At 67.9% G+C, this 24,890-nt stretch carries 24 protein-coding genes; 4 read left to right on the top strand and 20 right to left on the bottom strand.

Annotation, left to right across the window (positions count from 1 at the left end; translation table 11 throughout):
• Positions 1-2 precede the first annotated feature (2 nt).
• From J0J01_RS28995 to J0J01_RS28985, 3 genes are all read right to left on the bottom strand, one after another.
• Positions 3-1,490 (bottom strand): FAD-linked oxidase C-terminal domain-containing protein, encoded by a 1,488-nt coding sequence (locus J0J01_RS28995; RefSeq protein WP_296387105.1) that lies wholly within the window; start codon positions 1,488-1,490, stop codon positions 3-5.
• Positions 1,491-1,585: 95 nt separating this feature from the next.
• On the bottom strand, positions 1,586-1,711 hold the full coding sequence (gene ykgO, locus J0J01_RS28990; RefSeq protein ID WP_296387104.1) for a type B 50S ribosomal protein L36: 126 nt from the start codon (positions 1,709-1,711) through the stop codon (positions 1,586-1,588).
• An 82-nt stretch (positions 1,712-1,793) separates the two neighbouring features.
• Positions 1,794-2,324: a hypothetical protein gene (locus tag J0J01_RS28985; protein WP_296387103.1), complete on the bottom strand. Its 531-nt coding sequence runs from the start codon at positions 2,322-2,324 to the stop codon at positions 1,794-1,796.
• A gap of 63 nt (positions 2,325-2,387) precedes the next feature.
• Between J0J01_RS28985 and J0J01_RS28980 the strand changes: the two genes are divergently transcribed.
• Together J0J01_RS28980 and J0J01_RS28975 are read left to right on the top strand one after the other, a co-directional pair.
• Positions 2,388-2,813 carry a heme-binding protein gene (locus J0J01_RS28980; RefSeq protein ID WP_296387102.1) on the top strand — a complete coding sequence of 142 codons (426 nt, stop codon included), beginning with the start codon at positions 2,388-2,390 and terminating at the stop codon, positions 2,811-2,813.
• An 85-nt stretch (positions 2,814-2,898) separates the two neighbouring features.
• Complete coding sequence (locus J0J01_RS28975) at positions 2,899-4,101, top strand: pyridoxal phosphate-dependent aminotransferase (RefSeq protein ID WP_296387101.1); 1,203 nt, start codon at positions 2,899-2,901, stop codon at positions 4,099-4,101.
• A 120-nt stretch (positions 4,102-4,221) separates the two neighbouring features.
• Here J0J01_RS28975 and clpS read toward each other — a convergent pair whose 3' ends face one another.
• From clpS to J0J01_RS28915, 12 genes are all read right to left on the bottom strand, one after another.
• Positions 4,222-4,533 carry an ATP-dependent Clp protease adapter ClpS gene (gene clpS, locus J0J01_RS28970; RefSeq protein ID WP_296387100.1) on the bottom strand — a complete coding sequence of 104 codons (312 nt, stop codon included), beginning with the start codon at positions 4,531-4,533 and terminating at the stop codon, positions 4,222-4,224.
• Positions 4,534-4,599: 66 nt separating this feature from the next.
• Entirely contained in the window at positions 4,600-5,385 is a 786-nt protein-coding gene (locus tag J0J01_RS28965; RefSeq protein ID WP_296387099.1) for an ABC transporter permease, read from the bottom strand.
• Positions 5,378-6,124: an ABC transporter ATP-binding protein gene (locus J0J01_RS28960; protein ID WP_296387098.1), complete on the bottom strand. Its 747-nt coding sequence runs from the start codon at positions 6,122-6,124 to the stop codon at positions 5,378-5,380. The genes J0J01_RS28965 and J0J01_RS28960 overlap by 8 nt, the downstream gene beginning before the upstream one ends.
• Positions 6,125-7,138 (bottom strand): ABC transporter substrate-binding protein, encoded by a 1,014-nt coding sequence (locus tag J0J01_RS28955; RefSeq protein WP_296387097.1) that lies wholly within the window; start codon positions 7,136-7,138, stop codon positions 6,125-6,127.
• Positions 7,139-7,144: 6 nt separating this feature from the next.
• Positions 7,145-8,584: a 4-hydroxyphenylacetate 3-hydroxylase N-terminal domain-containing protein gene (locus J0J01_RS28950; RefSeq protein ID WP_296387096.1), complete on the bottom strand. Its 1,440-nt coding sequence runs from the start codon at positions 8,582-8,584 to the stop codon at positions 7,145-7,147.
• A gap of 25 nt (positions 8,585-8,609) precedes the next feature.
• Positions 8,610-9,206 (bottom strand): glutathione S-transferase family protein, encoded by a 597-nt coding sequence (locus J0J01_RS28945; protein ID WP_296387095.1) that lies wholly within the window; start codon positions 9,204-9,206, stop codon positions 8,610-8,612.
• Positions 9,207-9,238: 32 nt separating this feature from the next.
• Positions 9,239-10,555, bottom strand: a complete 1,317-nt coding sequence (locus tag J0J01_RS28940) for a paraquat-inducible protein A (RefSeq protein WP_296387094.1) — start codon at positions 10,553-10,555, stop codon at positions 9,239-9,241.
• Positions 10,552-11,028, bottom strand: a complete 477-nt coding sequence (locus J0J01_RS28935; RefSeq protein WP_296387093.1) for a PqiC family protein — start codon at positions 11,026-11,028, stop codon at positions 10,552-10,554. Before J0J01_RS28935 ends, J0J01_RS28940 begins: the two co-directional genes overlap by 4 nt.
• Before the next feature lie 101 nt (positions 11,029-11,129).
• Positions 11,130-12,806 (bottom strand): MlaD family protein, encoded by a 1,677-nt coding sequence (locus tag J0J01_RS28930; protein WP_296387092.1) that lies wholly within the window; start codon positions 12,804-12,806, stop codon positions 11,130-11,132.
• 81 nt (positions 12,807-12,887) lie between these two features.
• On the bottom strand, positions 12,888-14,387 hold the full coding sequence (locus tag J0J01_RS28925) for a tripartite tricarboxylate transporter permease (RefSeq protein WP_296387127.1): 1,500 nt from the start codon (positions 14,385-14,387) through the stop codon (positions 12,888-12,890).
• Between the two features lie 2 nt (positions 14,388-14,389).
• Complete coding sequence (locus tag J0J01_RS28920) at positions 14,390-14,857, bottom strand: tripartite tricarboxylate transporter TctB family protein (RefSeq protein WP_296387091.1); 468 nt, start codon at positions 14,855-14,857, stop codon at positions 14,390-14,392.
• A gap of 4 nt (positions 14,858-14,861) precedes the next feature.
• On the bottom strand, positions 14,862-15,842 hold the full coding sequence (locus tag J0J01_RS28915; protein ID WP_296387090.1) for a tripartite tricarboxylate transporter substrate-binding protein: 981 nt from the start codon (positions 15,840-15,842) through the stop codon (positions 14,862-14,864).
• 69 nt (positions 15,843-15,911) lie between these two features.
• On the opposite strand from J0J01_RS28915, the gene J0J01_RS28910 reads away from it, so the two are divergent.
• Complete coding sequence (locus J0J01_RS28910) at positions 15,912-16,316, top strand: DUF202 domain-containing protein (RefSeq protein ID WP_296387089.1); 405 nt, start codon at positions 15,912-15,914, stop codon at positions 16,314-16,316.
• Positions 16,317-16,320: 4 nt separating this feature from the next.
• Here J0J01_RS28910 and J0J01_RS28905 read toward each other — a convergent pair whose 3' ends face one another.
• The 3 genes from J0J01_RS28905 to J0J01_RS28895 form a co-directional block, all read right to left on the bottom strand.
• Positions 16,321-17,943: a hydantoinase B/oxoprolinase family protein gene (locus J0J01_RS28905; RefSeq protein ID WP_296387088.1), complete on the bottom strand. Its 1,623-nt coding sequence runs from the start codon at positions 17,941-17,943 to the stop codon at positions 16,321-16,323.
• Between the two features lie 106 nt (positions 17,944-18,049).
• A complete protein-coding gene (locus J0J01_RS28900; RefSeq protein WP_296387087.1) occupies positions 18,050-20,128 on the bottom strand; it encodes a hydantoinase/oxoprolinase family protein in 2,079 nt (692 codons plus the stop codon).
• Positions 20,125-21,093 (bottom strand): tripartite tricarboxylate transporter substrate binding protein, encoded by a 969-nt coding sequence (locus J0J01_RS28895; protein WP_296387086.1) that lies wholly within the window; start codon positions 21,091-21,093, stop codon positions 20,125-20,127. The genes J0J01_RS28900 and J0J01_RS28895 overlap by 4 nt, the downstream gene beginning before the upstream one ends.
• A gap of 80 nt (positions 21,094-21,173) precedes the next feature.
• Between J0J01_RS28895 and J0J01_RS28890 the strand changes: the two genes are divergently transcribed.
• Positions 21,174-22,775: an AMP-binding protein gene (locus J0J01_RS28890; RefSeq protein WP_296387085.1), complete on the top strand. Its 1,602-nt coding sequence runs from the start codon at positions 21,174-21,176 to the stop codon at positions 22,773-22,775.
• Between the two features lie 91 nt (positions 22,776-22,866).
• Here J0J01_RS28890 and J0J01_RS28885 read toward each other — a convergent pair whose 3' ends face one another.
• Entirely contained in the window at positions 22,867-24,072 is a 1,206-nt protein-coding gene (locus tag J0J01_RS28885; protein ID WP_296387084.1) for a cobalamin-independent methionine synthase II family protein, read from the bottom strand.
• A 2-nt stretch (positions 24,073-24,074) separates the two neighbouring features.
• Positions 24,075-24,857, bottom strand: a complete 783-nt coding sequence (locus J0J01_RS28880) for an enoyl-CoA hydratase/isomerase family protein (RefSeq protein WP_296387083.1) — start codon at positions 24,855-24,857, stop codon at positions 24,075-24,077.
• Positions 24,858-24,890 lie beyond the last annotated feature (33 nt).

The raw sequence follows: 24,890 nt of genomic DNA, 5'->3' as shown, positions 1-24,890 counted from the left end.
TCTCAGAACCGCGGGATATCGGGGAACGGGATCTTGTTGTCGTGCACGACCACGCGGCCGAGCTCGGCGCAGCGCCTGAGCTTGGGGAACACCTTGCCCGGATTGAGCAGATGGTCAGGATCGAAGGCGCACTTCACGCGCATCTGCTGGTCGAGGTCCGTATCCGTGAACTGCACATTCATGAGGTCGCGCTTCTCGATGCCGACTCCATGCTCGCCGGTCAGTACGCCGCCGACCCGTACGCAGAGCCGCAGGATGTCGGCGCCGAACTGCTCGGCGCGATGCAGCTCGTCGGGGTCGTTGGCATCGAACAGGATCAGCGGATGCAGGTTGCCGTCGCCGGCATGGAAGACGTTGACCACGCGCAGGCCATAGGTCTTGCTCATCTGGCGCATCTCGCCCAGCACCTCGACCAGCCGGCCGCGCGGCACCGAGCCGTCGAGGCACATGTAATCCGGCGTGATCTGGCCGACCGCGGGGAACGCCGCCTTGCGGCCGGCCCAGAACAGCACCCGCTCCTGCTCGTCGCGGCTCACCCGGCAGGTGGTGGCGCCGCGGCCGCGGGCGATCTCCTCGACCCGCGCCACCAGGTAGTCGACCTCGACCGGCGGGCCGTCGAGCTCGACGATCAGCAGGCCCTCGGCGTCGAGCGGATAACCGGCACCGACGAAGTTCTCGGCGCACTGGACGGCGTCCTTGTCCATCATCTCCATGCCGCCGGGGATGATGCCCGAGGCGATGACGGCGGCGACGCAGTCGGCGGCGCCTGCTTCGGTCGGGAAGCCGAGCAGCACCGCGCGCGCCGTCGAGGGCTTGCGCAGCAGCCGCACGGTGACCTCGGTGACGACACCCAGCAGGCCCTCGGAGCCGGTCATCAGGCCGAGCAGGTCGTAGCCGCCGGCATCGAGATGCTTGCCGCCCAGCCGCATCACCTCGCCGTTCATCAGCACCATCTCGATGCCGAGCAGGTTGTTGGTGGTGAGGCCGTACTTCAGGCAGTGCACGCCGCCGGAATTCTCCGCGACGTTGCCGCCGATCGAGCAGGCGATCTGCGAGCTGGGATCGGGAGCGTAGTAGAAGCCCTCGTGCTGGACGGCATCGGTCACGCCGAGGTTGGTCACGCCCGGCTGTACGCGGGCGCAGCGGTTGGCGGTGTCGACCTCGAGGATGCGGTTGAACTTGGCCATGCCGAGCAGGATGGCGTCACCCACCGGCATCGAGCCGCCCGACAGTGAGGTGCCGGCGCCGCGCGGCACGACCTTGACCTTGTGGTCCTGGCAGTAGCGCAGGATGGCGGACACCTGGGCGACCGTCTCGGGCAGCACCACCACGAGCGGCATCTGGCGGTAGGCCGACAGCGCGTCGCACTCGTAGGGGCGCATGCCGTCTGTCTCGTCGATCACGCCCTCGCCCGGCACGATGGCCTTGAGCGCGGCCACGATCTCGCCGCGGCGGCGCAGGATGTCGGGGTCGAGCGGCGGCATCTGCATGGAGGATGCTTACGCCAAATGAAAAAGCGGCGGAAGCCGGAGGCTCCGCCGCTCTGGTTCGCGCGAGGCGCTCGCCCGCGCTATGAAGCGCTGTTTCAGCCCTGACGCGCCTTGAAGCGCGGGTTGGTCTTGTTGATCACGTAGACGCGGCCCTTGCGGCGGACGATGCGGCAATCCTTGTGGCGCGTCTTCACGGACTTCAGCGAATGGCGGATCTTCATGGCACTATCTCAACAAAAAGCCCCGGCTGAGCCGGGGTGAATTCCAAAGACGGGCGGAAAATAGTTAGGGATCGCTACACAGTCAACCCCGTTCTGAAGCTGCTTTTGCCAGCGATTTCAGGTCCTTGACCAGCCCGGCATAGGCCCTGCGGCGACCCGCCTCGTCCGGCGCACGCAGGATTGCCGAATTGCCGAGGGATGGATGGTCACCATTCTCCGCTGGCCATCTGCGAATACCATCGGCTTGCCGCTCGTGCGCGACAGGGTGACGGCCTTGCCGGCCAACGCCGAGGCCGCCGTGACGCCCATCGCCAGGACCATCCGAGGCCGGACCAGCGCCCGTACCTGGTCGAACCAGACCTTGCAGGACCTCGATCTCGGATCGGTTGGGCTTCTTGTGCAGCCGCCGCTTGCCGCGCGGCCCGTTCTTGAAGTGCTCCACCACGTTGACGACGTAGACCGCGTCGCGGTCGATGTCAGCCTCCGCGAGCGCGCGGTCGAGTATCTTGCCGGCAGGCCCCTCGCCAAACGCGGTCTGGGTCGCATTCCGGTAGAGCGGGCAGCGCCTGCATCGCCTGGCCTCGCGGGCGATCTTCGAGAGCGTAGCGGCCATGCAGGCAGAACGAATTGCCCGCTGCCCGGTTCCGGCTAGAGTGCGTCGTCCAAGGGGGAACCGATGTCCAGACTGACGCTTCAGCAGGCCAACACCATCGTCGAGGTGGCACTCAAGAAGGCGCGCGAGATGAAGACCCGGCCGCTCACCGTCGTGGTGCTCGACGATGCCGGCCACATCAAGGCTCTGCAGCGCGAGGACGGCGCCAACATGTTCCGCAACGACATCGCGATCGGCAAGGCGTTCGCCTCGGTCGGCATGGGCGCCGCCAGCCGCAGCCTGTTGCAGCGGGCCAAGGACAATCCGCAGTTCTACGGCGCGCTCACCGTCGTCGGTCAGGGCAAGTTCGTGCCGCAGACCGGCGCCGTGCTGATCAAGGACAAGGACGGCACTGTGCTCGGCGCGGCCGGCGGCTCGGGCGGCACCGGCGACGAGGACGAAGCCGTATGCATCGCCGGCATCGAGGCTGCGGGCCTCGCCTGGGGCTGATTCAAGTTCTACACCTCGAAATGAGTGGATTGGTTGCGCCTGCGGGCGCGCCGTCATAATGCTCGCCCACCATCTGGAAGGTCATATGTTCGAGCCCGCTGAGCGTCTGAAGAACGTCAAGGTTTCCGCCTCCGCCGCCATGACCCGCAAGGTGCGCGAACTGCGTGCCCAGGGCGTCAAGATCGTCGGTCTCTCGTCGGGCGAGCCCGACTTCAAGTCGCCAATCAACGCCATCGAGGCGGCCAACACGGCCGCCCTCGCCGGCGAGACCAAGTATCCGCCGCAGGACGGCATCGTGCCGCTCAAGAAGGCGGTGCAGAAGAAGTTCAAGCGCGACAACAACCTGGACTACGCGCTCGACGAGATCATGGTCTCCAACGGCAGCAAGCAGATCATGTTCGGCGCGACCATGGCGAGCGTGAACCCTGGCGACGAGGTGATCATCCCCGCCCCCGGCTGGATCAGCTACGCCGACCAGGTGAAGCTGTGCGGCGGCGTGCCGGTCTCGGTGTCGTGCCCGGAGAACAACCAGTTCCGCCTGCGCGCCGCCGATCTGGATGCCGCGATCACCGACAAGACCAAGTGGGTGGTGCTGAACTTCCCCAACAACCCGACCGGCGCGGTCTGTACGCGCGAGGAGATGAAGGAGCTGGCCGAGGTGCTGTTGAAGCACCCCAAGGTGCTGGTGATGTCCGACGAGATCTACGAGCACCTCGTTTATGACGACGTGAAGATGCATTCCATCGCCGAGGTCGAGCCGAAGCTCAAGGACCGCACGCTCACGGTGAACGGCGCGTCGAAGGCCTACGCCATGACCGGCTGGCGCGTCGGCTATGCTGGCGGGCCCAAGCCGATGATCCAGGCGATGATGAACATGCAGGGCCAGGCGACGGCCGGCGTCTCGACCGTCGGCCAGGCTGCGGTGACGGCGGCGCTCGAAGGGCCGCAGGACCTGATCGAGAGCCATCGCGCCGACTACCAGAACCGGCGCAACCTCGTGGTCGGCTGGCTGCGTGAAGCCAAGGGCATCACCTGCCACAAGCCCGAAGGCGCGTTCTACGTCTTCCCGAACATCGCCGGCTGCATCGGCAAGACCACCAAGGCCGGCCGCAAGCTCGAGACCGACACCGACTTCGTCACCGCGTTGCTGGAAGAGCGCCATGTCGCGACCGTGCAGGGCACGGCCTACGGCATGAGCCCCTACTTCCGCATTTCTTATGCAACGGACCTCGAGAGCCTGCGCGAGGGTTGCAAGCGCATCCAGGAGTTCTGCGCCGACCTGCGCTGAACCGGCTTGTGCCGGGCGGCGATTGCCGCGCAATGCCCGGCGACCGAGCGCCTGATCGCATGAGCGACACGGCCTACCGCAGCCTCGCGGTCCATATGAGCATGGGAAGACGCGCCCGGCTTATTCCTCGGGTTCGGTCGAGAAGGCGAGCGGATAGCCCTTCTGGCGGCCCATGTCGGTGCCCTCCGTCGCCTTGCTCTCGGCGACGTCGCGCGTGAAGGTCGCCACGACGCAGACACCCTTCTGATGCGCCGTCATCATGATGCGATAGGCCTGATCCTCGGTGGTGCGGAAGACAGCCTTCAGCACCTGCACCACGAACTCGCGCGGCGTGTAGTCGTCGTTCAACAGCACGACCTTGTAGAGGCGCGGCCGCTCGGTCTTGGGCTTGAGGATCGTTTCCGGTTTCAGGACGTCGATGTCGTCACTCATCGGCCGCTCCGTTGCGGATGCCATCGAATTTTAGCCAGATCGCCGCACCGGCGGTAGGGCGGATAACTACCCTTCCCGCTTGATGGCGCTTTCGTGCCAGCGCCGGAGACAGAGGTGGGATAGCAGGCTGAGCGCCAGGAACAGCAGGATGCCCGAGACCGAGATCAGCAGCAGCGCCGCGAACATGCGCGGGATGCGGAGCTGGTATCCGGATTCGAGGATGCGGTAGGCCAGGCCCGACGAGGTGCCGCCGGTGCCGGCGACGAACTCGGCGACCACCGCGCCGATCAGCGACAGGCCGCCCGAGATGCGAAGGCCCGCCAGGAAATACGGCATCGCCGCCGGCAGCTTGAGGTGCAGCAGCGTCTGCCACCACCGCGCCCGGTAGAGCCGGAACAGGTCGACCAGATTGTGGTCGGCCGAATTCAGGCCGACCGTGGTGTTCGACAGGATCGGGAAGAAGGCGACGATCCAGGCGCAGATCAGCAGCGACAGCTTGACGTCGTTGACCCAGATGATGATCAGCGGCGCGATCGCCACGATCGGCGTCACCTGCAGGATCACCGCGTAGGGGAAGAACGAGCGCTCGATCCATTTCGAGCTGGCGAACAGCAGCGCCAGCACCACGCCCAGCACCACCGCCACGGCGAGCGCCGCCAGCGAGATGCTCATGGTGATCCACCACGATTCCATCAGCGTGCGCCAGTCGGTGACCAGGGTCCTGAAGATCAGGATCGGCCCGGGCAGCAGGTAGGCCGGGATCTCGAAGGCCTGCACCAGGCCCTCCCAGAGGCCGAGCGCCAGCAGGCCGAGCACCAGCGGCGCCACGACGCGGGACCAGCGCTCAGCCATGACCCATCGCCTTCTCGAGCGCGGCCGAGGCGCGGCGGCAATACTCGTTGTTCTGCGCCGAGGTGCGGTACTCGGGCGTGCGCGGATACGGCGCCTCGAGGGCGATCTCGTCGACGATGCGGCCCGGCCGCGCGCTCATGACGGCGATGCGCTGCGACAGGAAGGCGCTCTCGAACACCGAATGGGTGACGAAGATCACGGTGAAGCCCTCGCGCCGCCACAGCTCGAGCAGGTCGTTGTTCAGCCTGAAGCGCGTGATCTCGTCGAGCGCCGCGAACGGCTCGTCCATCAGCAGCACCTTGGGCTGCGTCACCAGCGCCCGGGCGATCGACACGCGCATCTTCATGCCGCCCGACAGCTCGCGCGGATAGGATTTCTCGAAACCCGCCAGCCCGACCTGCGCCAGCGCAGCCGTTGCCCGCGCGCGACGCTCGTCGCCGCTCACGCCCGCCAGCCGCAGCGGCAGCATGACGTTCGACAGCGCGGTCGCCCACGGCATCAAGGTCGGTTCCTGGAAGACGAAGGAAAGCGACGGCTGGCCGCGCCACGCGATGGCGCCGCCGCTGGGATCGCCGAGGCCCGCGATCAGGCGCAGCAAGGTGCTCTTGCCGCAGCCGGACGGCCCCAGCAGAGACAGGAACTCGTGCTCAAGGATGTCGAGCGCGACGTCGCCCAGCGCCACAGTCCCGTTGGCGAAGCGCTTGCTGATGTTGCGGCAGGTGACGACGGGTGCGGCCACCTAGATCATCGCGACTTTCTTGTTCACGAACTCAGGTGTCATCAGCTTGGCGACGTCCCAGCCGCCGGGCAGCGCGCCGCAGTCGACCATGTCCTTGTAGAAGTCGTTCCAGCGCTGCGCGTTGAGAGCGCCGATGCCGAGGCTCGCCGCATCGCCGCCGCCGACCACGCCGGCGTCGCGCATGACCTTGATCGCGTAGGCGATCTTGTCGTCGGTCATGTCGGGGTTGTCGCGCTTGATCAGCGCGTTGGCTGGCGCCGGATCGCCGGTCAGGTAGCTCTTCCAGCCCTTGACCGAGGCGTCGACGAAGCGCTGCACCACGTCCTTCCGCTCGGTCGCGGTCTTGGGCAGGCAGATCGAGATGCTGGGATAGTTGACGAAGCCGTTGTCGGCCAGCAGGTGGATCACCGGATCGACGCCGGCCTGGCGGATGGCGAAGGGCTCGCTGGTGACGAAGCCCTGCTGGCTGATCTGCTTGTCGGCCAGGAACGGCGCCAGGTTGAAGGTGTAGGGTCGCACCTGCTCGTCGGTGTAGCCGTACCTGGCCTTCAGCCACTGCCAGAACGAGGTGCGCCCGGCGGCGCCGATCAGGATCGGCTTGCCCTTGAGCGCGGCCAGCGAATCGTTGCCGACGCCGGGGTGCGAGAGGATGGCGCGCAAATCCTTCTGGAACATTGCGGCGATCGCCAGGCCCGGGACGTTGTCGCGGGCGAAGTTGAACACCCGGAAGGCGTCGGTCTCCACCAGGTCTGCGCGACCGGCCAGCAGCATCGCGTTGACGTCTAGCTGCGGCCCGCCCTGGCGGACCTCGACGTCGAGCCCGGCCTCCTTGTAGAGGCCGGTCGCCAGCGCCTGGTAGAAGCCGCCATGCTCGGCCTGGGCGCGCCAGTTGGTCTGGTAGCTGAACTTGTCCAATGTCTGGGCGCGCGCCGGACGAAGGCCGATGGCGGGAGAGACGGCGGCAGCGCCCAGCATCAGGCCGGCAGCACGTCTCGACAGGCGGTAGTTGCTCATGGTGTGCTAGTACGGCTCCTTGAGGAATCGGTCAACCAACCGATCCGCACGGCTGCGGTCGGTGAAGGCGAGATGGCGCGCCATGTTGCGGGCCGACGACGCCAGGTAGAAGCGCTCGTACTGCTCGTTGCGGCTGGCGAGCGCGCTGCCGGCGAAATCCCAGGCCAGGCGGAAGATGCGGATGCGTTCCTCCGCCGGCATGCCCTTGGCGCCCGGCAGGTAACGGTCGATCAGGCCGCGCAGGTCCTGGTCGGCCATCTGCGCCGCGGTCGGCGTGGCGAACAGGTTGTGCGAGCCGATCAGGCGCAGGATCTCGTTCACCCGCGGGAACCAGATCGGCAGGATGCCGCGCAGCACGTGCATCGGGCCCGGCGCACAGGTCCACAGGCCGCTCGGCCATTCGCGCGCTTCGGCCTCGCCCGCGATCACCGCCGAGCGCGCGAGCTCGGCATAGCTCCAGATCTCGCCGATCAGCCGGTTGGTCTCGGGATCGGCGGCGTTAATCGCCGCCGCCATGCGCAGCGCCACGCCCCACGCGAAGTCGAGCTTCACCGAGGCGCGGATCATGGTCTGCTGCTGGATGTTCGGCGGCCAGCTCGTGGTCATCACCGCGTTGTAGGACTTGAGGTTGCAGTCGATAAACAGCCGGTCGCGCGGCACCTCGACGTCGTCGAAGATCACGAAGGCGTCCTGCTCGTCGAAGCGGCTGGACAGCGGATGGTCGAAGCGGTTGCCGCCGCTCGACACGCTGTCGCGGCACAGGAATTTCAGGCCCGGCGTGTCCATCGGGATGCAGAAGGAGAGCGCATAGTCATCCGAGCCCTGCGGCAGCGGCGCCGCCGGATAGACCGCTATTTCGTCGGCGAAGGGAGCCAATGTCGCCAGCACCCGCGCCCCGCGCACCACGATGCCGTGCTCGGTGTCGCCGACCTTGCGCAGGGCGTGCTCGTTGCCGGCGACCGGCGCATCGCCGGTCGCCTTGTCGACGGTCGGCTGGACGATGGTGTGGGTCAGCGAGATGTCGCCCCGACGCAGGAACTTCTGGTAGGCGACCAGGCGTTCTGCCCCGGCCTCGTTGCCATGCGCGCCCCATTCGTCGGGCCGGCCGGCGAAGCCCGCGTAGGTGACGTTCATGTAGTCGGGCGTACGGCCCATCAGGCCGACCGAGTACTCGGCCACGGCGCGCAGCGCTCGGCCGCGCTTGGCCAGATCCTCGCGCGACTTGGGGATCATGTGGCTGACCGGGATCGGCTCGCCGGTCTCCGGGTCGGGCATCAGGCACGTCGCGGCCTGGACGTGCTGCAGGTCGTAGATCTCGGCGAGCGCATGGGCCGCGCCGCACAGCTTGGGATGGGAGACGACGTCGCTGACGCGCTCGCCGTCGACCCACACCGCGCGCGGCTTGCGCAGGCCCTCGAGGAACTGCTCGCCCGTGCGTGCCGGCATCGGTGCCCCCTTCTCCGAATCGGCCTCAGCCCACCGGCATCGTGTCGGCGAGCGGCGGCAGCGTCGCGACCTTGGCGTACCACGCCTCGAGCTTGGGATGGCCTGGCCGCCACGGCTCGTGGGGATAGCGGAAGTCGAGATAGCCCAGGGCGCAGCCGATGGTGATCTCGCCGATCGTGTCGAGGTTGCCCAGCGAATCGGCCTGCGCCTCGAACGCGTCGAGCGCGCGGGCGACCTTGCCCTGCTGCAGCGCGATGTAGCCCTTGCGGCCCTCGTCCTGCGGCAGCGCGACCTCGCGGCGACGCGGCTGGGTGGCGTCGAGGATGCCGTCGGCCAGCGCCTCCTGGGTCAGCGCCTTCCAGCGCGCCGCGCCGGGCGGCGGGAACAGCTTGGGCGCCGAGCCGACGCTGTCGAGGTACTCGCAGATCACCGGGCTGTCGAAGATGCACGTGCCGTCGTCGAGGATGAGGGTCGGCACCTTCGACAGGGCGTTGTACTTCAGCAGCTCCGGATCGGTCGTGCCGATCTTCACCCGCTCGACCTGCTTGTCGAGACCGCGCTTGATGGCGCAGGCCGTGACCTTGCGGACGTAAGGGCTGGCGGGCGAATAAGCGAGCTTCATGAGCGGTTCCTCGTGTTAGGGCCGACAATCTATCAAGCCCGCTGGGCGAGGGAACCCTCTGACTCGATCGCCGGATCGGCCGGCAACCGATGCGGATTTCGCGCGGCGGCGTCCCACATCAGGCGCGGGTCGAAGCCTTCGGCGGCGAAGATCGTCAGGATGACCACGGCGCAGAACGCCACGGCCCCGATGCCCGGCGCGATGTTCACCGCCGCGCCGAACTGGACCAGCGCGCCCAGCAGCGATTCCATGAAGATGTCGACCATCGACCAGCGGCCGACCCAGGCGACGATGTAGTAGAGCCGCGTGCGTTCGCGCAGCCAGAGCGCTGTCCCCGGGTTGCTCGCCGCGAGCTTGGCGGTTATCAGCATGGCGGTCAGGGCCGCGAGCTTGAACACCGGCACCAGGATACTGGCGAAGAACACCAGCAGCGCCAGCGGATACATCTTCGAATCGAGCAGCTCGATGACGCCGCCCATGATCGTGCTGGGCGCCCCCGCCCCCATCTGGATGACGGTCAGCACCGGGTAGTAGTTGGCCGGGATGTAGAGGATCGCGCCGGCGATCACGAACGCCCAGGTGCGGTTGATGACGTCGGGTTTGCGCGCATGCAGCGCCGAGCCGCAGCGCGGGCAGCGGGCGCGATCATGGGCCGGCACGCTGACCAGCCCGCAGGCCTCGCAGCCCACCGCCCCCGGCAGGAAGGCGATCGGCGGCACCGGCGGCAGACGATCGTGGGACTGGCCGCGCCGCTCGATCTCCTCCCAGACCTGGGCGGGGTCGAGGGCATTGTCGGCCCACACCGTGAGAATGGCGAGTGCGCCCAGCGCATAGACCGCTGGGCCAACCTCGATATGCACGAGGTCGCCGAGCTTGGTGTAGGCGACGAACACGCCGAGCAGCAGCACCTCGAGCATCGCCCAGACGCCCATCTTGCGCGCGAACAGGAAGACGCGCGCCAGCCCCGGCGGCGGCCGCCTCATCCGCAGACCGACCAGCACGTAGAGCGTGCCGGCGAACATGGCCAACGGCGCGATCGCCGTCGTAAAGGCGACCGCGAGCGCCAACGGCCATAGCCCATGCCGGACCAGCTCGGCCGGGCCGGACATCAGGTTCGTCTCATGCACGATGCCGACCTGCGAGACCTGCATCAGAGTCGCCGTCCACAGCACGATGAAGGCGACCAGGCCGCCCGCCGTCACCGCCAGGCAATGGTCCAGCGAATTGGCGCGCGTGTGCCGCAGCGTCGTGCCGCAGCGCAGGCAATTCGAGCGCATGTCCGGGCCGAGCGCCGGCACGAGCTGGAACAGGCCGCAGCCGAAGCACTCGCGCAGCTGCGGCTCGGTCATCGCTGCAGCATCTGGGCGATGCCGTCGGCCAGCTCGGCCACCGCGTCGCTGGCGGCGGCGACCTCGGCCACGACCGTGGCGGCCGATACCGGCTTGGCGATCGTGAAGGTGCGCGACGCCGTGCGGCGCGGCCGGTTGAACTCGACCGCGACCTGGGCCAGCAACTGCAGGGTGCGCGATGGATCGACGTCCAGGCGCTGGACGTTCACCGCGACGATGGCGTTGGGATCGGCATTGATGGCGCCGCCCTCGCGATAGACGTTGCTGCCCGGCAGGCGCTGCGACAGCTCGAGGGAGAGGACACGGCTCAGCATCGACCCCAGCGGCTCGGCCCACCAGTCGTTCGACCGGACGCCGATCTTGTAGTCCTCCGACGAGCGCACGATCTCGCGGCGATCGAGGTAGCTCGGCAGGCCGATGTCGCGCAGTTGCACGACCGGCGGCGCCGACGGCATGGCCTGTCCCGACCGCACGGCAATGACATAGAGACCAGGGTCCGGCGAGGAACAGGCGGCCAATGCAAGCGGAGGCAGCAGGCTCATCAACCCGCGCCGGCGGAGCGGCATCGGCATCGTCACTTCCCCTTGTCGGAGCGGCCCTGGATCAGGGCTTCGGGATTGCGCGACAGCAGGTCGGTCAGCGTGCGCAACGAGCGCGCGGTGTCGCTGAGCTGCGCCATCAGGCGGGTCATGTCGCGGTTGAACCGGGAATCGTCGCCGTATCCGGTGTTGAGCGAGCCGGCCAGCCGGCCGATCCGGGTCAGCGCGTCCTGGAGCTGCGCGGAGATCTCGGGCAGGCGCTTGAGGGCCGGACCGGCGTCGGCGTCGAGCTTGTGCGCCAGGTCCTTCACGTCGGCCATCGTGGCGTTGAGCGACGCCAGGGACTGCCTCAGCTCCGGCCCGTTGATCGTAGTGTCGAGGCCCTTGGCGGCGCTGGCGATGTTGGCGCCGATCGCATCGAAGTCGATGCGGTTGATCTTCGACAACAGCTCCGACGCGCCGCGGGTGATGCTGTCGAAGCCGCCGCCCTCGTCCGATGGCAGGACGAAGGTGTCGCCTTCGCGCGTCATCTCGGCGGCGGGCGCCTCGGGCATCAGCACCAGGGCCACGACTTTCGAGCCGGTGAGCATGTTGGGGGCCTGCAGGGTGGCGCGCAGACCGCGTCTCACCATCTCGGCCGCGAGAGCGCCCGCAGGGATGCCCTGCATCGGGGCAATGTTGGCGATCCGCGCCGCCTCGACGCGGAAATGCACCGGGACCCTGATCTTGTCGCTCTTGGGGTCGTAGACGAGGTCGACATTGGTGACCTCGCCGATCTTGAGGCCGTGGAAGGTCACCTCGGCGCCCGGATCGAGGCCGGCGACCGAGCCCGTGAAGTACGACACGAACTCCATGTGCCGGCCGAAGCCGGCCGACTGCGCGGCGTCGGCGCTGGCGTAGAGGGGGAAGCGATGGTCGGCGGTAGCGACGGCCGCCTTCGAATCGGCCGGCGTGTCGAAGGCGATGCCGCCGAGCAGCAGGGCGCGCATCGATTCGATCTGCACGCGGACGCCGCCCGACGCGAACTTGAGCGACATGCCCGACGCATTCCAGAACAGCGAATCCTCGCGCACGTACTTGTCGAACGGCGCGCGCACGAACGCGCTGACCGTGACGCCGTTCACGAGGTCGCTCTGGTCCCAGCCCAGCACGGTGCCGACGGCCAGGTCGCGGAAGAAGATCGGCGACCCCAGGCTCAGCGAGCCCAGCCGTTTGGTGCGCAGCTGGAAGGTCGTGCCGGGAATCGCGGTCTGCAGGATCGGCGGATCCTCGCTGCCGACGAACTCGCGTTGCGGCGTGCCCTCCGCGGTCGACGGCAGCATGCCGATGTAGGAGCCGGACAGCAGCGTATCGAGGCCCTGCACGTTGCCCGCGAAGAGCTGCGGCTTGACCACCCAGAAGACCGTCTTGTCGGTCAGCAGCGGCGTCGCCTCGCGGACCGTCTCGACCGTGACCAGCACCCTGGACAGGTCGGGCGCGATCCTGATGCCCTTCACCGTGCCCATGGTGACGTCGCGGAACTTGAGCTGGGACTGGCCGGCCTGGAGCCCTTCGGCGGTGTTGAACGAGAGGGTGATGGTGGGGCCGCGCTTGGAGAAGGTGTCCCACGCCAGCCAACCCGCGATCAGCGCGGTCACCAGCGGCACCAGCCAGATCAGCGAAATACGTCGCCGCCGATGCGTGCTCGCGGTCGGAACCTGACCGTCGATCATTTCCCTCCGTCGCCCCTCATCCGTTCACTGGCCAACAAACTAACCCAGGATCGATATGGGTGCCTGTGCATTTCCGCACACTCAGGCCGCGCGCTTGCGCAACCGGCCGAAAGTGCGCGCCAGCGGCGGCACCAGCAACAGGGCGAATCCCAGCCCGACCAGGGTCGAGACCAGGGCGTTGTCGACGAAGATGCGCAGCGAGCCCTGGGACATCAGCATCGACTGGCGGAAGGCGTCCTCGGCCTTGTCGCCGATCACCACTGCAAGAACCAAGGGCGCCAGCGGATAGTCGAGCTTCTTGAACAGGTAGCCCAGCACCCCGAAGCCCATCATCAGCAGCACGTCGAGATAGGAGTTCGATACCGAATAGGCGCCGACCACGCAGACGATGAAGATCAGCGGCGCGATGAAGAAGAACGGCAGCCGCATCAGGGCCGCGAAGATCGGCACGGTCAGCAGGACCAGCACGACCGCGACGATGTTGCCGAGATACATCGAGGCGATCAGGCCCCAGACGAAATCCGGCTGCTCGATGAACAGCGCCGGGCCGGGATTGAGGCCCCAGATCATCAGCCCGCCCATCATGACGGCGGCGGTCGCCGAGCCCGGGATGCCGAGCGACAGCATCGGCAGCAGCGCGCTGGTGCCGGCGGCGTGGTCCGCGGTTTCGGGCGCAATGATACCCTCGGGCTCGCCAGTGCCGAACTTGTCGCGCCGGCGCGACACGCGCTTGGCGATGCCGTAGCTCATGAACGAGGCGGCGGTCGGGCCGCCCGGCGTGATGCCCATCCAGCAGCCGACCGCGGCGCTGCGCAGCAGCACCCAGCCGTAGCGCGGCAGGCTGGCGATGGTGCGGAAGACCTCGCGCCAGTCGATGCGCGAGGATACGGCGCGGGCGTGCATCTCCTCCTCGACCGCGATCAAGAGCTCGCCGATGCCGAACAGGCCCATGACGGCGACGACGAAGTTGACGCCCTTGACCAGCTCGTCGACGCCCATGGTCAGGCGGACCTGGCCCGAAACGGTGTCCATGCCGATGGCGGCGATCGCGAAGCCCAGGGTCAGCGACACCACGGTCTTGATCGGCGGCGCCCCGCCCACGCCGATGAAGCTCGAGAAAGCGAGGAAATAGACGGCGAAGTACTCCGCCGGGCCGAACTTCAGCGCCACGCCGGCGATCCACGAGGCGAGGCAGGTGATCAGCACCACGCCGACCAGCGCGCCGAACGCCGCCGAGCCGAAGGCCGTTGCCAGCGCCTGGGTCGGCCGGCCGCTGCGCGCCATCGGATAGCCGTCGAAGGTCGTCGCCACCGACGAGGGCTCGCCCGGGATGTTGAACAGGATCGAGGTCACCGAGCCGCCGAACAGCGCGCCCCAGTAGATGCTCGACAGCAGGATGATCGCCGACACCGGCTGCATGCCGAAGGTGATCGGCAGCAGCAGCGACACGCCGTTCGGCGCCCCCAACCCCGGCAGCACGCCGACCAGGATGCCGAGCAGCACGCCGCCGATCATCAGCGCGACGTGATCGACGGAGATCGCGATCGAGAAGCCGTGCAGCAGGAGGTCGAAATTCTCCATCTTCAGTGCTCCAGCCACGCGCCGAGCAGGCCGTGCGGCAACGCCACCTGGAAGCTCCATTCGAACACGACGTACAGGCCGATCGCGACCAGGATGGCGATCGCCAGCGCGCGCAGCCACGCCAGCCCGCTCTGCATCCGTAGGGTCGCCAGCAGGTAGCCCGCCGAGGCCACATACATGCCGACCAGCGGGATCGCCGCGACGAACACCGCCGCCGGCAGGAACAGCGCCAGCGTGCGCCGGAACGCCACCCGGTCGACGATGATCTCGCGGCCGCGCAGCCAGCCGCGCGCCAGGTTGTACAGGCTGCCGGCGGCGACGATCAGGCCGGTCATGAAGGGAAAGGTCCCGGACTCGACACCGGCGGTCGACCAGCCGATGCCGTTGTCCAGGCTCTGGACGATGACCGCGATCCCGAACGCGCCGGTGATCGCGGCCGTCAGCGCCTCGAGGGCGCGGCGCGAGAACATCAGGCTACTTGACCAGCCAGCCCTGCTCCTCCGCGACCTTGTGCACGCGCCCGCTGTCCTGGGTCATGTAGTCGGTGAATTCCTGGCCGGTCAGGAACACCTGGCTCTGCGAGCTCTTCTCGACATAGTCCTTCCACTCAGCGGTCGCCTGCACCTTCTTCATCAGGTCGACGTAGAAGGCGACCTGCTCGGGCGTCACCTTGAGCGGCAGCCACACGGTGCGCGGCTGCTGGAACAGCGGGATCGCGAGCCCGGCCTCCTGGCAGGTCGGGATGTCGCTCCAGCCCTCGGCCGCCGTGACCTTCGGACCCGCGGCGAGACGCTTGGCGTTGAAGACGCAGATCGGCCGCTGCGTGTTGCCCTTCCACTGGCCGATGCTCTCGCTCGGATTGTTGACGTGGCTGTCGACATGGCCGCCGGCGAGCTGCACCGCGGCCTCGGCGCCGCTCTTGAACGGCACGTAGATGAACTTCAGCCCCGCGGTCTTCTCGATCATGCGGGTCAGCAGCTCGTCGGTGTCCTTGGACTGCGCGCCGCCCATCTTGGCGCTGCTGCCCTTGGCCTTCATCGCCGCGAGATATTCCTTCACGTCCTTCGGGCCGTCCTGCTTCACCCACAGCAGGAACTCGTCCTGCACCATGGCGGCGATCGGCGTGAAGTCGCTCGCCTTGAAGGCGACCTTGGACACCATCGGCTGCTGCCAGGTGTTCGAGGTGCCGAACACCAGGTGGTACGGATCGCCCGCCATGCCCTTGACGTAGGTGTAGCCCTCGGCGCCACTGCCGCCGCCCTTGTTGACCACGACGATCGGCTGGTCGAGCAGCTTGTTCTTGACGATCGCCGCCTGCACCGCGCGCGCGAAATTGTCGGTGCCGCCGCCCGGACCGGCGGTGGCGACGAACTCGATCGCCTTGGTCGGCTGCCAGGCGAAGGCCGGCGCGGCGACGAGCGAGGCCGCGACGACGGCGAAGGTCAGGGTACGCAAAGAGGTTCCTCCGGATGGATCGTTCTTGATTGCCGGCACACTATGCTGGCGCAGCGGCAGGAGGCTAGCATGGCCGACAACAATATCGAGCATCCGCAGCAGCAGGCGGAACCGCACCACGTCCCGGAGCATCTCGCCAACGAGCGCACGATCCTCGCCTGGGTCCGCACCGCCATCGCGATCATCACCCTGGGCATCGCGATCAACCGCTTCAGCCTGTTCCTGGTCGAATTCAGCCGCATCGTGCCCAGTGGGGTGCCCGGCGGCCGCACCGCCAACACCCACGCCGAGGAGCTCGGCATCGGCCTGGTGATCCTGGGTGTCGTCGTGATGCTGGGCGGCATCTGGCACTATCTCGACGTCGCCCGGGCGATCGACGAGGGAAACTACCGGGCCTCGCGCGTCCGGATCGTGGTGCCGTCGCTGGTCGTCGTCCTGCTCGGCGGCGCGAGCCTGGTGTGGCTGCTGTGGTGACGGGCTAGCGCCCGTACGCCGCCCGGTCCGTCACGTAGCCTGCAGCAAAATCGGCCGCGAGCGCCGCGGCGCCGCGCTTCCTGGGATCGCCATGCCCGCCGCCGCCCGGCGTGCCGAGTGCCACTGTGTCGCCCTTCTGCAAGACGTACTGTTTCTTGGGGTCGGTCTTCTCGCCGTTGATGCGCAGCTCGCCCGGCGCGCCGTCGCTGCCGCCCTCGATGCCGAAGGCCGGGAATACCGTGCGCTCGGCGAGGAAGGACACCGCGATCGGCGATTCGCTCAGGCTCTCGATCAGGATCTCCTGCCCCAGACCGCCGCGATGGCGGCCGGCGCCGCCGGAATCGGACCGCAGCTTCTTGTGATGGAAGCGCAACGGCGCGATGTGCTCGCTGATCTCGATCGAGGTCGACGAGACGTTGGACGGCCACGACAGGCAGGTGACGCCGTCGCCCTGCGTGTTGGCGCCCATGCCGCCGTTGTAGAAGAACATGTTGGCGTAGGGCCGGCCGTTCCTCACGCCCGACTGGTTCATGCCCCACATCGGGCTGCCGCAGGCGGCCATCACCCGCTCCGGCACGATCTGGCCGAGGCAGCCGAACACCAGCGTCGGCACGTAGTGGCCGATCAGCATGCGCGAGCCGCCCGAGGCCGGGAACACCGGATTGACGATGCAGCCTTCGGGCGCCGTGAGCTTGATCGGCCGCCACGCGCCCTCGTTGTTGGGCAGGTTGGGGCTGGTGCAGACCTTGACCCCGTACATCGCCATGGCGTTGGTGTAGCAAAGCGCGCAGTTGATCGCCCGGTCGACCTGCGGGTCCGTGCCGGCGAAGTCCATGGCGATCTCGTCGCCCTTGATCGTCAGCTCGAGCTTCATGGTGATCGGCGTGTCGTGCACGCCGTCAGTCTTGAGCTCGCTGCGATAGGTGCCGTCGGGCAGCGCGCGGATCGCCAACCGCATCGCCTGCTCGCAGCGGCCCTGGATCTCGCGCGCGAGGTCGGTGATGTCGTCGAGGCCGTAGTTGGCCATCAGCGTGCGCAGCCGGTCTTCCATGACGTCGAGCGCGACGATCTGGGCATAGAGGTCGCCCATCGTCTGGTCGGGCGTGCGGACGTTCTTGCGGATGATGGTGACCAGCGTCTCGTCGGTCTTGCCGGCGGCGATCATCTTCATCGGCGGGATCTGCAGGCCCTCCTCGAACACCTCGCGCGGCTCGGGGCTGCGGATCTTGCCGCCGATATCCGGCGCGTGGGCCGTCGTTGCGCTGAAGGCGATCAGCTTGCCGTCCTTGAAGATCGGCTTGGCCAGCGTGATGTCGGGCAGGTGGCCGGTGCCGAGCCAGATGTCGTTGGTGATCAGCACGTCGCCCGGCTCGAGCTTGCCCGGCGGGAAGGCGCGCAGGAAGTGCTTCACCGTCTCCGGCAAGGTGCCGATGAAGCTCGGGATGCTCTCCGAGGCCTGCACCAGCGACTGGCCGTCCTGGTCGGTGATGACGCAGGAGAAGTCGTAGCTCTCGCGCACCAGGGTCGAGAAGCTGGTGCGCACCATGGCGACCGCCGCCTCGTCGACGGCCGAGATCAACCGCCGCCACAGGAGCTCCAGCTCGATCGGATCGAACGTGCGGGTCATGGTGAGGTACTCATGGCTGGGAGCGCGCCACTCCAGCGGCGCTCATGGGGTGCCCCAACGAGACAAGAAGATGCGCCACTGGAGTGGCGCGCTCCCAGCGAAGACATCAGGTTGCCTCCGCCAGGATGGAACCGTCGGCCAGCAACCGCGCCGTGGCGCCCGGGCCGACGATGAAGGTGCTTTCGTCTTCCTCGAACACCGCGGGCCCGTCGATCGTGACGCCGGGCTTCAGCGCATAGCGATCCCAGACCCTGGTCGGCACTGTCTTGTTCTCGTCGGGGAAGAACACTGGCCGCATGCCCTTTTGCGCATCGGCCGAGGCATGGCGCGGTAGTTCGAGCTTGCCGCCGGTGCCCGGCATCGGCGCCGCAACCGAGAGGCGCAACGCGACAAACTGGATGCTCGCGCCGGGCGGCGTGCGCGCGAACAGCGCCTTGTAGGCTGCCTCGAACTCGGTGCGGACGCCGGCATCGCTGAGCGGAGCCGGCATCGACACCGTGATCTCGCTGCCCTGCCCGATGTAGCGCATGTCGGCGAGGCGCTTCACCGTGCGCGCCTCGACATCGGCGCCGGTCAGGCGCAGCACCTCGAGCGATTCTTTCTCCAGCGCCGCAAAGATGCCCTCGGCTTCCTTCAGGTCGGCACCGGCCAGCGGCTGGCTGAAGCTCGCGACGCGATCGACGCGCGCCGGCGCCATCAGCATGCCGATGGTGCTGCCTGCCCCCGCCCCCGGCGGACAGACCACGCGCTTGACGCCGAGCTTGCGCGCGACGTGCCAGGCGTGGACGGGGCCTGCCCCGCCGGTCGCCAGCAACGCGTATTCCGACGGCACGCGGCCGCGCTCGGCGATCGCGACGCGGGCGGCGCCCGCCATGTTCTCGTTTACCACGTCGTGCACGCCGAAAGCGGCGCGCGACGGCTCGACCGCGAGTTCACCGGCCAACTCACCGAACGCCGTGTCGGTCGCGGCGCGGTCGATCTTCATCGCGCCGCCCAGGAAGAAGTCGGCGTTGAGATAGCCGAGCGTCAGGTCGGCATCCGTCACCGTCGCGTTGGTGCCGCCGCGGCCGTAGCAGGCCGGGCCCGGCTGGGCGCCGCTGCTCTCGGGGCCGACATTGAGCGTGCCAAGGTCGCTCTTGTGGGCGATCGAGCCGCCGCCGGCGCCGATCTCGATCAGCTCGACGGTAGCGATCTGCATGGGCAATCCGGAGCCGCGCAAAAAACGCTTCTCGCGCGCCGCCTCGAAGCCGTAGGCGACCAGCGGCTCGCCATCGTCGACCAGTGCCAGCTTGGCGGTCGTGCCGCCCATGTCGAAAGCCAGTACGCGCTCCAGCCCGGCGTTGCGGCCGAACCAGGCGCCGGCCAGCGCGCCTGCCGCCGGGCCGCTTTCCAGCAGTTGCACGGGGGCACGCTTGGCTTCGCTGACATGGGTGAGACCGCCGTTGGACAGCATCAGGAACAGGCCGCCGGGGATACCCTCGGCGCGCAGCGCCTGCTCGAGCCGTTCGAGATAGACCTCGGCCAGCGGCCGGATATAGGCGTTGGCGACCGTCGTCGATGCGCGCAGATACTCGCGGATCTCCGGCGCGACGTCGGACGACAAGGAGATCGAAAGGTTCTGGTAGCGCTCGGCGATCGCCGCGCCGACCGCGCGCTCGTGCGCGGCGTTGGCGTAGCTGTGCAGGAAGCAGATGGCGAGGCTCTCGACGCCCTGCTCGACCAGCTCGGCGACCTCCTTCAGCGCACCGTCCAACTCGATCGGCTTCTCGACCGAGCCGTCGGCGGCCAGCCGCTCTTCAGCCTCGCGCCGCCACGGCCGCGGAACCAAGGGCTTGGGCATCTCGATGAAGAGATCGTAGAGCTCGTACTTGCGCTCGCGGCCGATCTCCAGCACGTCGCGGAAACCGGCCGTAGTGAGCAAGCCGGTCTTCGCCCCCTTGCGTTCGATCAGCGCGTTGGTGAACAGCGTCGTGGCATGCACGACGCGGCCGACCTGCTCGGGCCTGGCGCCCGCCTTCTGCAGCACCCGGCGCGTGCCCAAGAGGGCGCCGCGCGCCGGATCGTCGGGCGTGGTGCTCTCCTTCCAGATGACGGCGCGCCCGTCGCGCGGATCGTGGATGACGAGATCGGTGAAGGTGCCCCCGATATCGATGCCGAGGGACAACGGCGCTGCTTCTGTACTCATTCCGCTTTGATATTGCCCGCTTTGACCACCTTCGCCCAGCGCTCGCGGTCCTTGTGGATGTACGCTGCGAAAGCCTCGGGCCCCTGTCCGATCGCCTCGAGCCCCTGCTTCTCGAGCGTGTCCTTGTTCGACGGATCGGCAACCGCCTCGAGGAACAGCTTGGCGACTCCCGCCTTGATGTCGGCCGGCAGCGCCGCCGGTCCGACGAGGCCGAACCAGTTGTTGATGTCGAGCGAGGGAATGTCCTTGGTCAGCAGCGGCAGGTCGGGCGCGAGCGGCGACGGCTTGGTCGCGGCCAGAGCGAGCGCGCGGACCTTGCCGCCGTTCACCATGCCCATGATCTCCGACACGTTGGCGAAGAACAGGTCGCAGTTGCCGGCCGCCACGTCAGCGATCGCCGGCGCGCCGCCGCGATACGGTACGTGGATCATCTTCAGCCCGCCGGACTCCGCGGCAAGAAACTCGGCGGCGAGCTGGTTGGTCGAGCCGAGACCGGTCGAGGCATAAGACACCTTGCCGGGATTGGCTTTGGCGTAAGCGATCAGCTCGGGGATGGTCTTGAACGGCGCATCCATGCGCACGATCAGCGCCATCGGCACCCCGACCAGGTTGGCGATCGGCACCAGCTCCCTGTCGAGATCCAGCGGAATGGCCGAGCCCGGCACCACCGGCCCGACCGCGAGCTGGCCCATGATGCCGATGCCCACGGTGTAGCCGTCGGCCGGCGCCTGCACGACCGCCTTCAGGGCGATGAAGCCGCCGGCGCCGGTCTTGTTGTCGACCACGACGGTGAGGCCGTGCTTCTTGGCCAAGGTGTCGGCAGCGATGCGCGCCGCGATGTCGGCCGTACCGCCCGGCGCATAGCCGACGAGGATCTTGATCGGTTGCTTGGGCACCCAGTCGGCGGCGCGCGCCGACGCGGCGGCCAGGATCATCGGCGCGGCAAGAAGGCTACGACGCAGCATACGAAATCCCCCATCCTCCCGAGACCGAAGGTCGAGCAAGGTCCGTGCCCGGTCAACCGACTTTGCGCTAGGGTTTCGCCATGCCCCTCGCCATGCCCGCTGCCGATGTCTGGACCTTGCTCGCCGAATGGGCCGAGCAGACGCCCGACGCGACCGCCCTGCTGCAGGGCGAAAGGACGATCTCCTTTGCGGAATTGCACGAGCTGTCGCTGCGCGCGGCGCGCGGTCTTTCCGATCTCGGCGTCGAGCCGGGCGATCGCGTGGCGCTGTGGCTGCCCAACATCCCGGCCTATCCGATCCTCTATTTCGCCTGCGCGCGGTTGGGCGCGATCGCGGTCGCGGTCAACACGCGCTTCCGGGCGGTGGAGGTCGCCGACATCGTCGGCCGCTCGGGCGCCAAGGTGCTGGCCTGCGCCCCCGGCTTCCGGCGCATCGACTTCCTGTCGATCCTGGCCGAGGTCGAGCCGCGCGCGCTCGAGCGCCTCGCCGCGATCGTCATCGTCGGCGACGAACCGCCTACCACGCCGCCGGCGATCGAACGCTTGCGGCGCGTGCCCTATGACCGCCTGCTGTCGCGGCCGCGCCATGGCGCCAGTCACGCCGCGCCGAACGCGCCGTGCAACATCTTCACCACCTCGGGCACCACCAGCGCGCCGAAGTTCGTGCTGCATCGCCAGGGCGCCATCGCCACGCACGCACAGGAGGTGGCGCGCGCCCTCGGCTTCGACGCGCCCGAGACGCTGGCGCTGTCCATCCTGCCGCTGTGCGGCGTGTTCGGCTTCAACCAGACCATGACCACCCTCGCGGCGGGCAAGCCGTGCGTGCTGGTCGAGTCCTACGAGATCGAGGAGATCGCGCGGCTGATCGCGCAGCACCGGCCGACGTCGCTGCTCGGTAGCGACGACATGATCGCGCGCCTGCTCGAGCTGGTGCCGGGCAAGCGGCCGTTCCCTTCGGTGAAGTGGATGGGTTACGCCGGCTTCAACGCCGCGCTGGAGAACATCGCCGAGGTCGCCGAGCAACGCGGCCTGATCCTGCGCGGGCCCTACGGCATGAGCGAAGTGCAGGCGCTGTACGCCATTCAGCCGATCGATGCGCCGGTGGCGCAGCGCAAGAAGGGCGGCGGCATCGTGAGCTCGCCCTTCGCCCATGTCCGGGTGCGCGATCCCGAGACCGGCGAACTGCTGGGCGTCGGCCAGCCCGGCGCGCTGGAATGCACGGGGCCGTCGCTGATGGTCGGCTACTACGGCAACGCGAAAGCGACGGCCGACGCAATGACGCCCGATGGCTATGTGCGCACCGGCGATCTCGGTCAGATCGAAGCCGACGGCAGCTTCACCTTCCTGAGCCGCATGGGCGACGTGCTTCGGCTCTCAGGCTTCCTGGTCAACCCGCTGGAGATCGAGACCCACATCCAGAAGCTGCCGGCGATCGAGGGCTGCCAGACCATCGCCGTGCCGCGACCCGAGGGTGTGCGCGCCGTATCGTTCGTGATGCTGAAGCCCGGCGCCGCGCTCGACGAGGCCGACGTCATCGCCCACTGCAAGCGCGGGCTCGCCAACTACAAGGTGCCGCCGCGCGTGTTCGCGATCGACGACTTCCCCAAGACGCCCTCGCCCAACGGCTTCAAGATCCAGCGCGCCAAGCTGCGCGAGATGGCGGAGGCTTTTCTGTCGTCCTGAGCGAAGCGAAGGACCTCATCGTCGCTTGCAACCGGCATGAGATCCTTCGCTACGCTCAGGATGACAGTTTTCCTGTCTCCTTCATTCTTCTCTACAGCTGCTTGCTGGCGATCGCCGCTCCCTGTGCGAGCGTCTCGAGCTTGGCCCAGGCGATGTCGGGATAGACGCGGCCGCCCAGGCCGCAGTCGGTCGAGGCGATCACGCGCTCCTTGCCGACCAGCTTGGCGAAGCGGCCGATGCGCTCGGCGACCAGCTCGGGATGCTCGACCACGTTGGTGGCATGGCTCACCACGCCCGGCAGGATGATCTTGTCGTCGGGCAGCCTGGTGTCCTTCCACACCGACCATTCATGCTCGTGGCGAACGTTGCCCGCCTCGAAAGAGTAGGCGCCGGCGTTGATCTTCAGCATCAGGCCGACGATCTCCTTCATCGGGATGTCGGTCATGTGCGGGCCGTGCCAGCTACCCCAGCAGAGATGGAAGCGGATGCGGTCCTGCGGCAGGCCCTTCAGCGCCTGGTTCAATGCCTCGATCTTGGGCTCGGTGAACTTGCGGTATTCCTCGTAGGTCGGCGCGGGATTGATCTGGTCGAAGTTCTCGGCGATCGCCGGATCGTCGATCTGCAGGATCAGCCCGGCATCGACGATCGCTTTGTATTCCTCGTGCATGGCATCGGCGCAGGCGAACACGAACTCATCGTCGGTCTTGTAGTGCCGGTTGCCGATGCGCGCGCAGCTCGCTGGCCCGATCGAGGTCATGAAGCCTTCCTGCACGCCGTTCGCCTTCAAGGCCGCCTTGAAGTTCGCGATGTCATGGGCAATGGCGTCCTGGCCGGTATAGCGGACCGGCCCGACGGCGAACGGCCAGTTGAGCGGCCGCGGACCGGTCGTGATGCCCGATTCGGGATCGCCGTAGGCCGTCTTGAAACGGATGCGGTCGCGGCGGTCGGCGAAGGTCGACAGCACCGTATTGCCCGGCGACGAGCGCTGGACCGGCAGGGTGTCGCGGTCGATGTCCTCGATCTTGAGGTTGCTGAGCCGCTCGAACGAGTAGCTCCACCATGCGCGGTAGTTGACCTTGGAGCCCATCGACTTGCCGTACTCGCCGTCACCCGGCACGGCGATGCCGGCGGCGACCTGGCGGCGCACGACATCGCTGACCGACTCGGTGAGCGTCTTCTGGAAGCCTGCCTCGTCGACCTTGCCCAGCTCGCGCTGGTGATTGGCCTCGATCAGGTCGCCGGGGCGCGGCAGGCTGCCGGCATGGCTGGTCAGGATGGCGTCGGTGCTGCGGCGCATGGTCAGCGTCCCTTGAAGGCGATGGGCTTGCGCTTCTCGGCGAAGGCGCGCGCGGCCTCGCCGAAATCCTCGGAGAGATAGAGCTTCTCCGGCGCGCCCATGAACATCACCTCGCGGCTGAGGCGGTCCATGTAGTAGCGGCGCATGCGCACGGTCGAACGCACGCTGAGCGGCGGGTTCTTCAGCACCTCGCCGGCCAGCCCTCGTGCGACCTTGAGATATTCGCCCTTCGGCGCCACGCGGTTGATCAGGTTGGCCCTGAACGCCTCCTCGGCGGTGAAGAACCGGCCGGTCAGCGCCGCCTCCATTGTGAAGGCGCCGCCGCCGCGATAGTGCATCAGCGCCCAGTACTTGCCGGCGCCCAGGCCGCGCGAGGTCTCGGTGATCTGGAAGCGCGTCCCCTCCTCGGCGACGATCAGGTCGCATTCGAGCACGATGCCGACCGACAGGCCGAGCACGTAGCCGTGCGCGGCGGCGATCACGGGCTTCCAGTTCACCGCCTTGGTCAGCAGGTCGGAAGAATGCGTGCCGCGGCCCTGCGGCCCGCCGAGCTTGAGGAACTCCTCGCGACTGCGGAGCTGGCGCTGCTGCACGTCGGCACCGCTCGAGAAGGCGCGGCCGGTGCCGCACAGGATCGCGATGTGCGCGGTCTCGTCGGTGTCGAAGCGGTGCAGTGCGTCGCCGAGCGCGCCGACCAGCTCGTCGCTGAAGGCATTCAGTTTCTCGGGGCGGTTCAGGGTGAGCGTCACCACCTGCCCATCCTGCTCATAGTTCACGAGCGCCATCGTTTCCTCCGTTCGGTTGTGCCATGCTAACCG

The organism is Reyranella sp. (assembly GCF_017305915.1).
GTDB lineage: Bacteria > Pseudomonadota > Alphaproteobacteria > Reyranellales > Reyranellaceae > Reyranella.
This window is presented reverse-complemented; position numbering and strand designations above follow the sequence as displayed.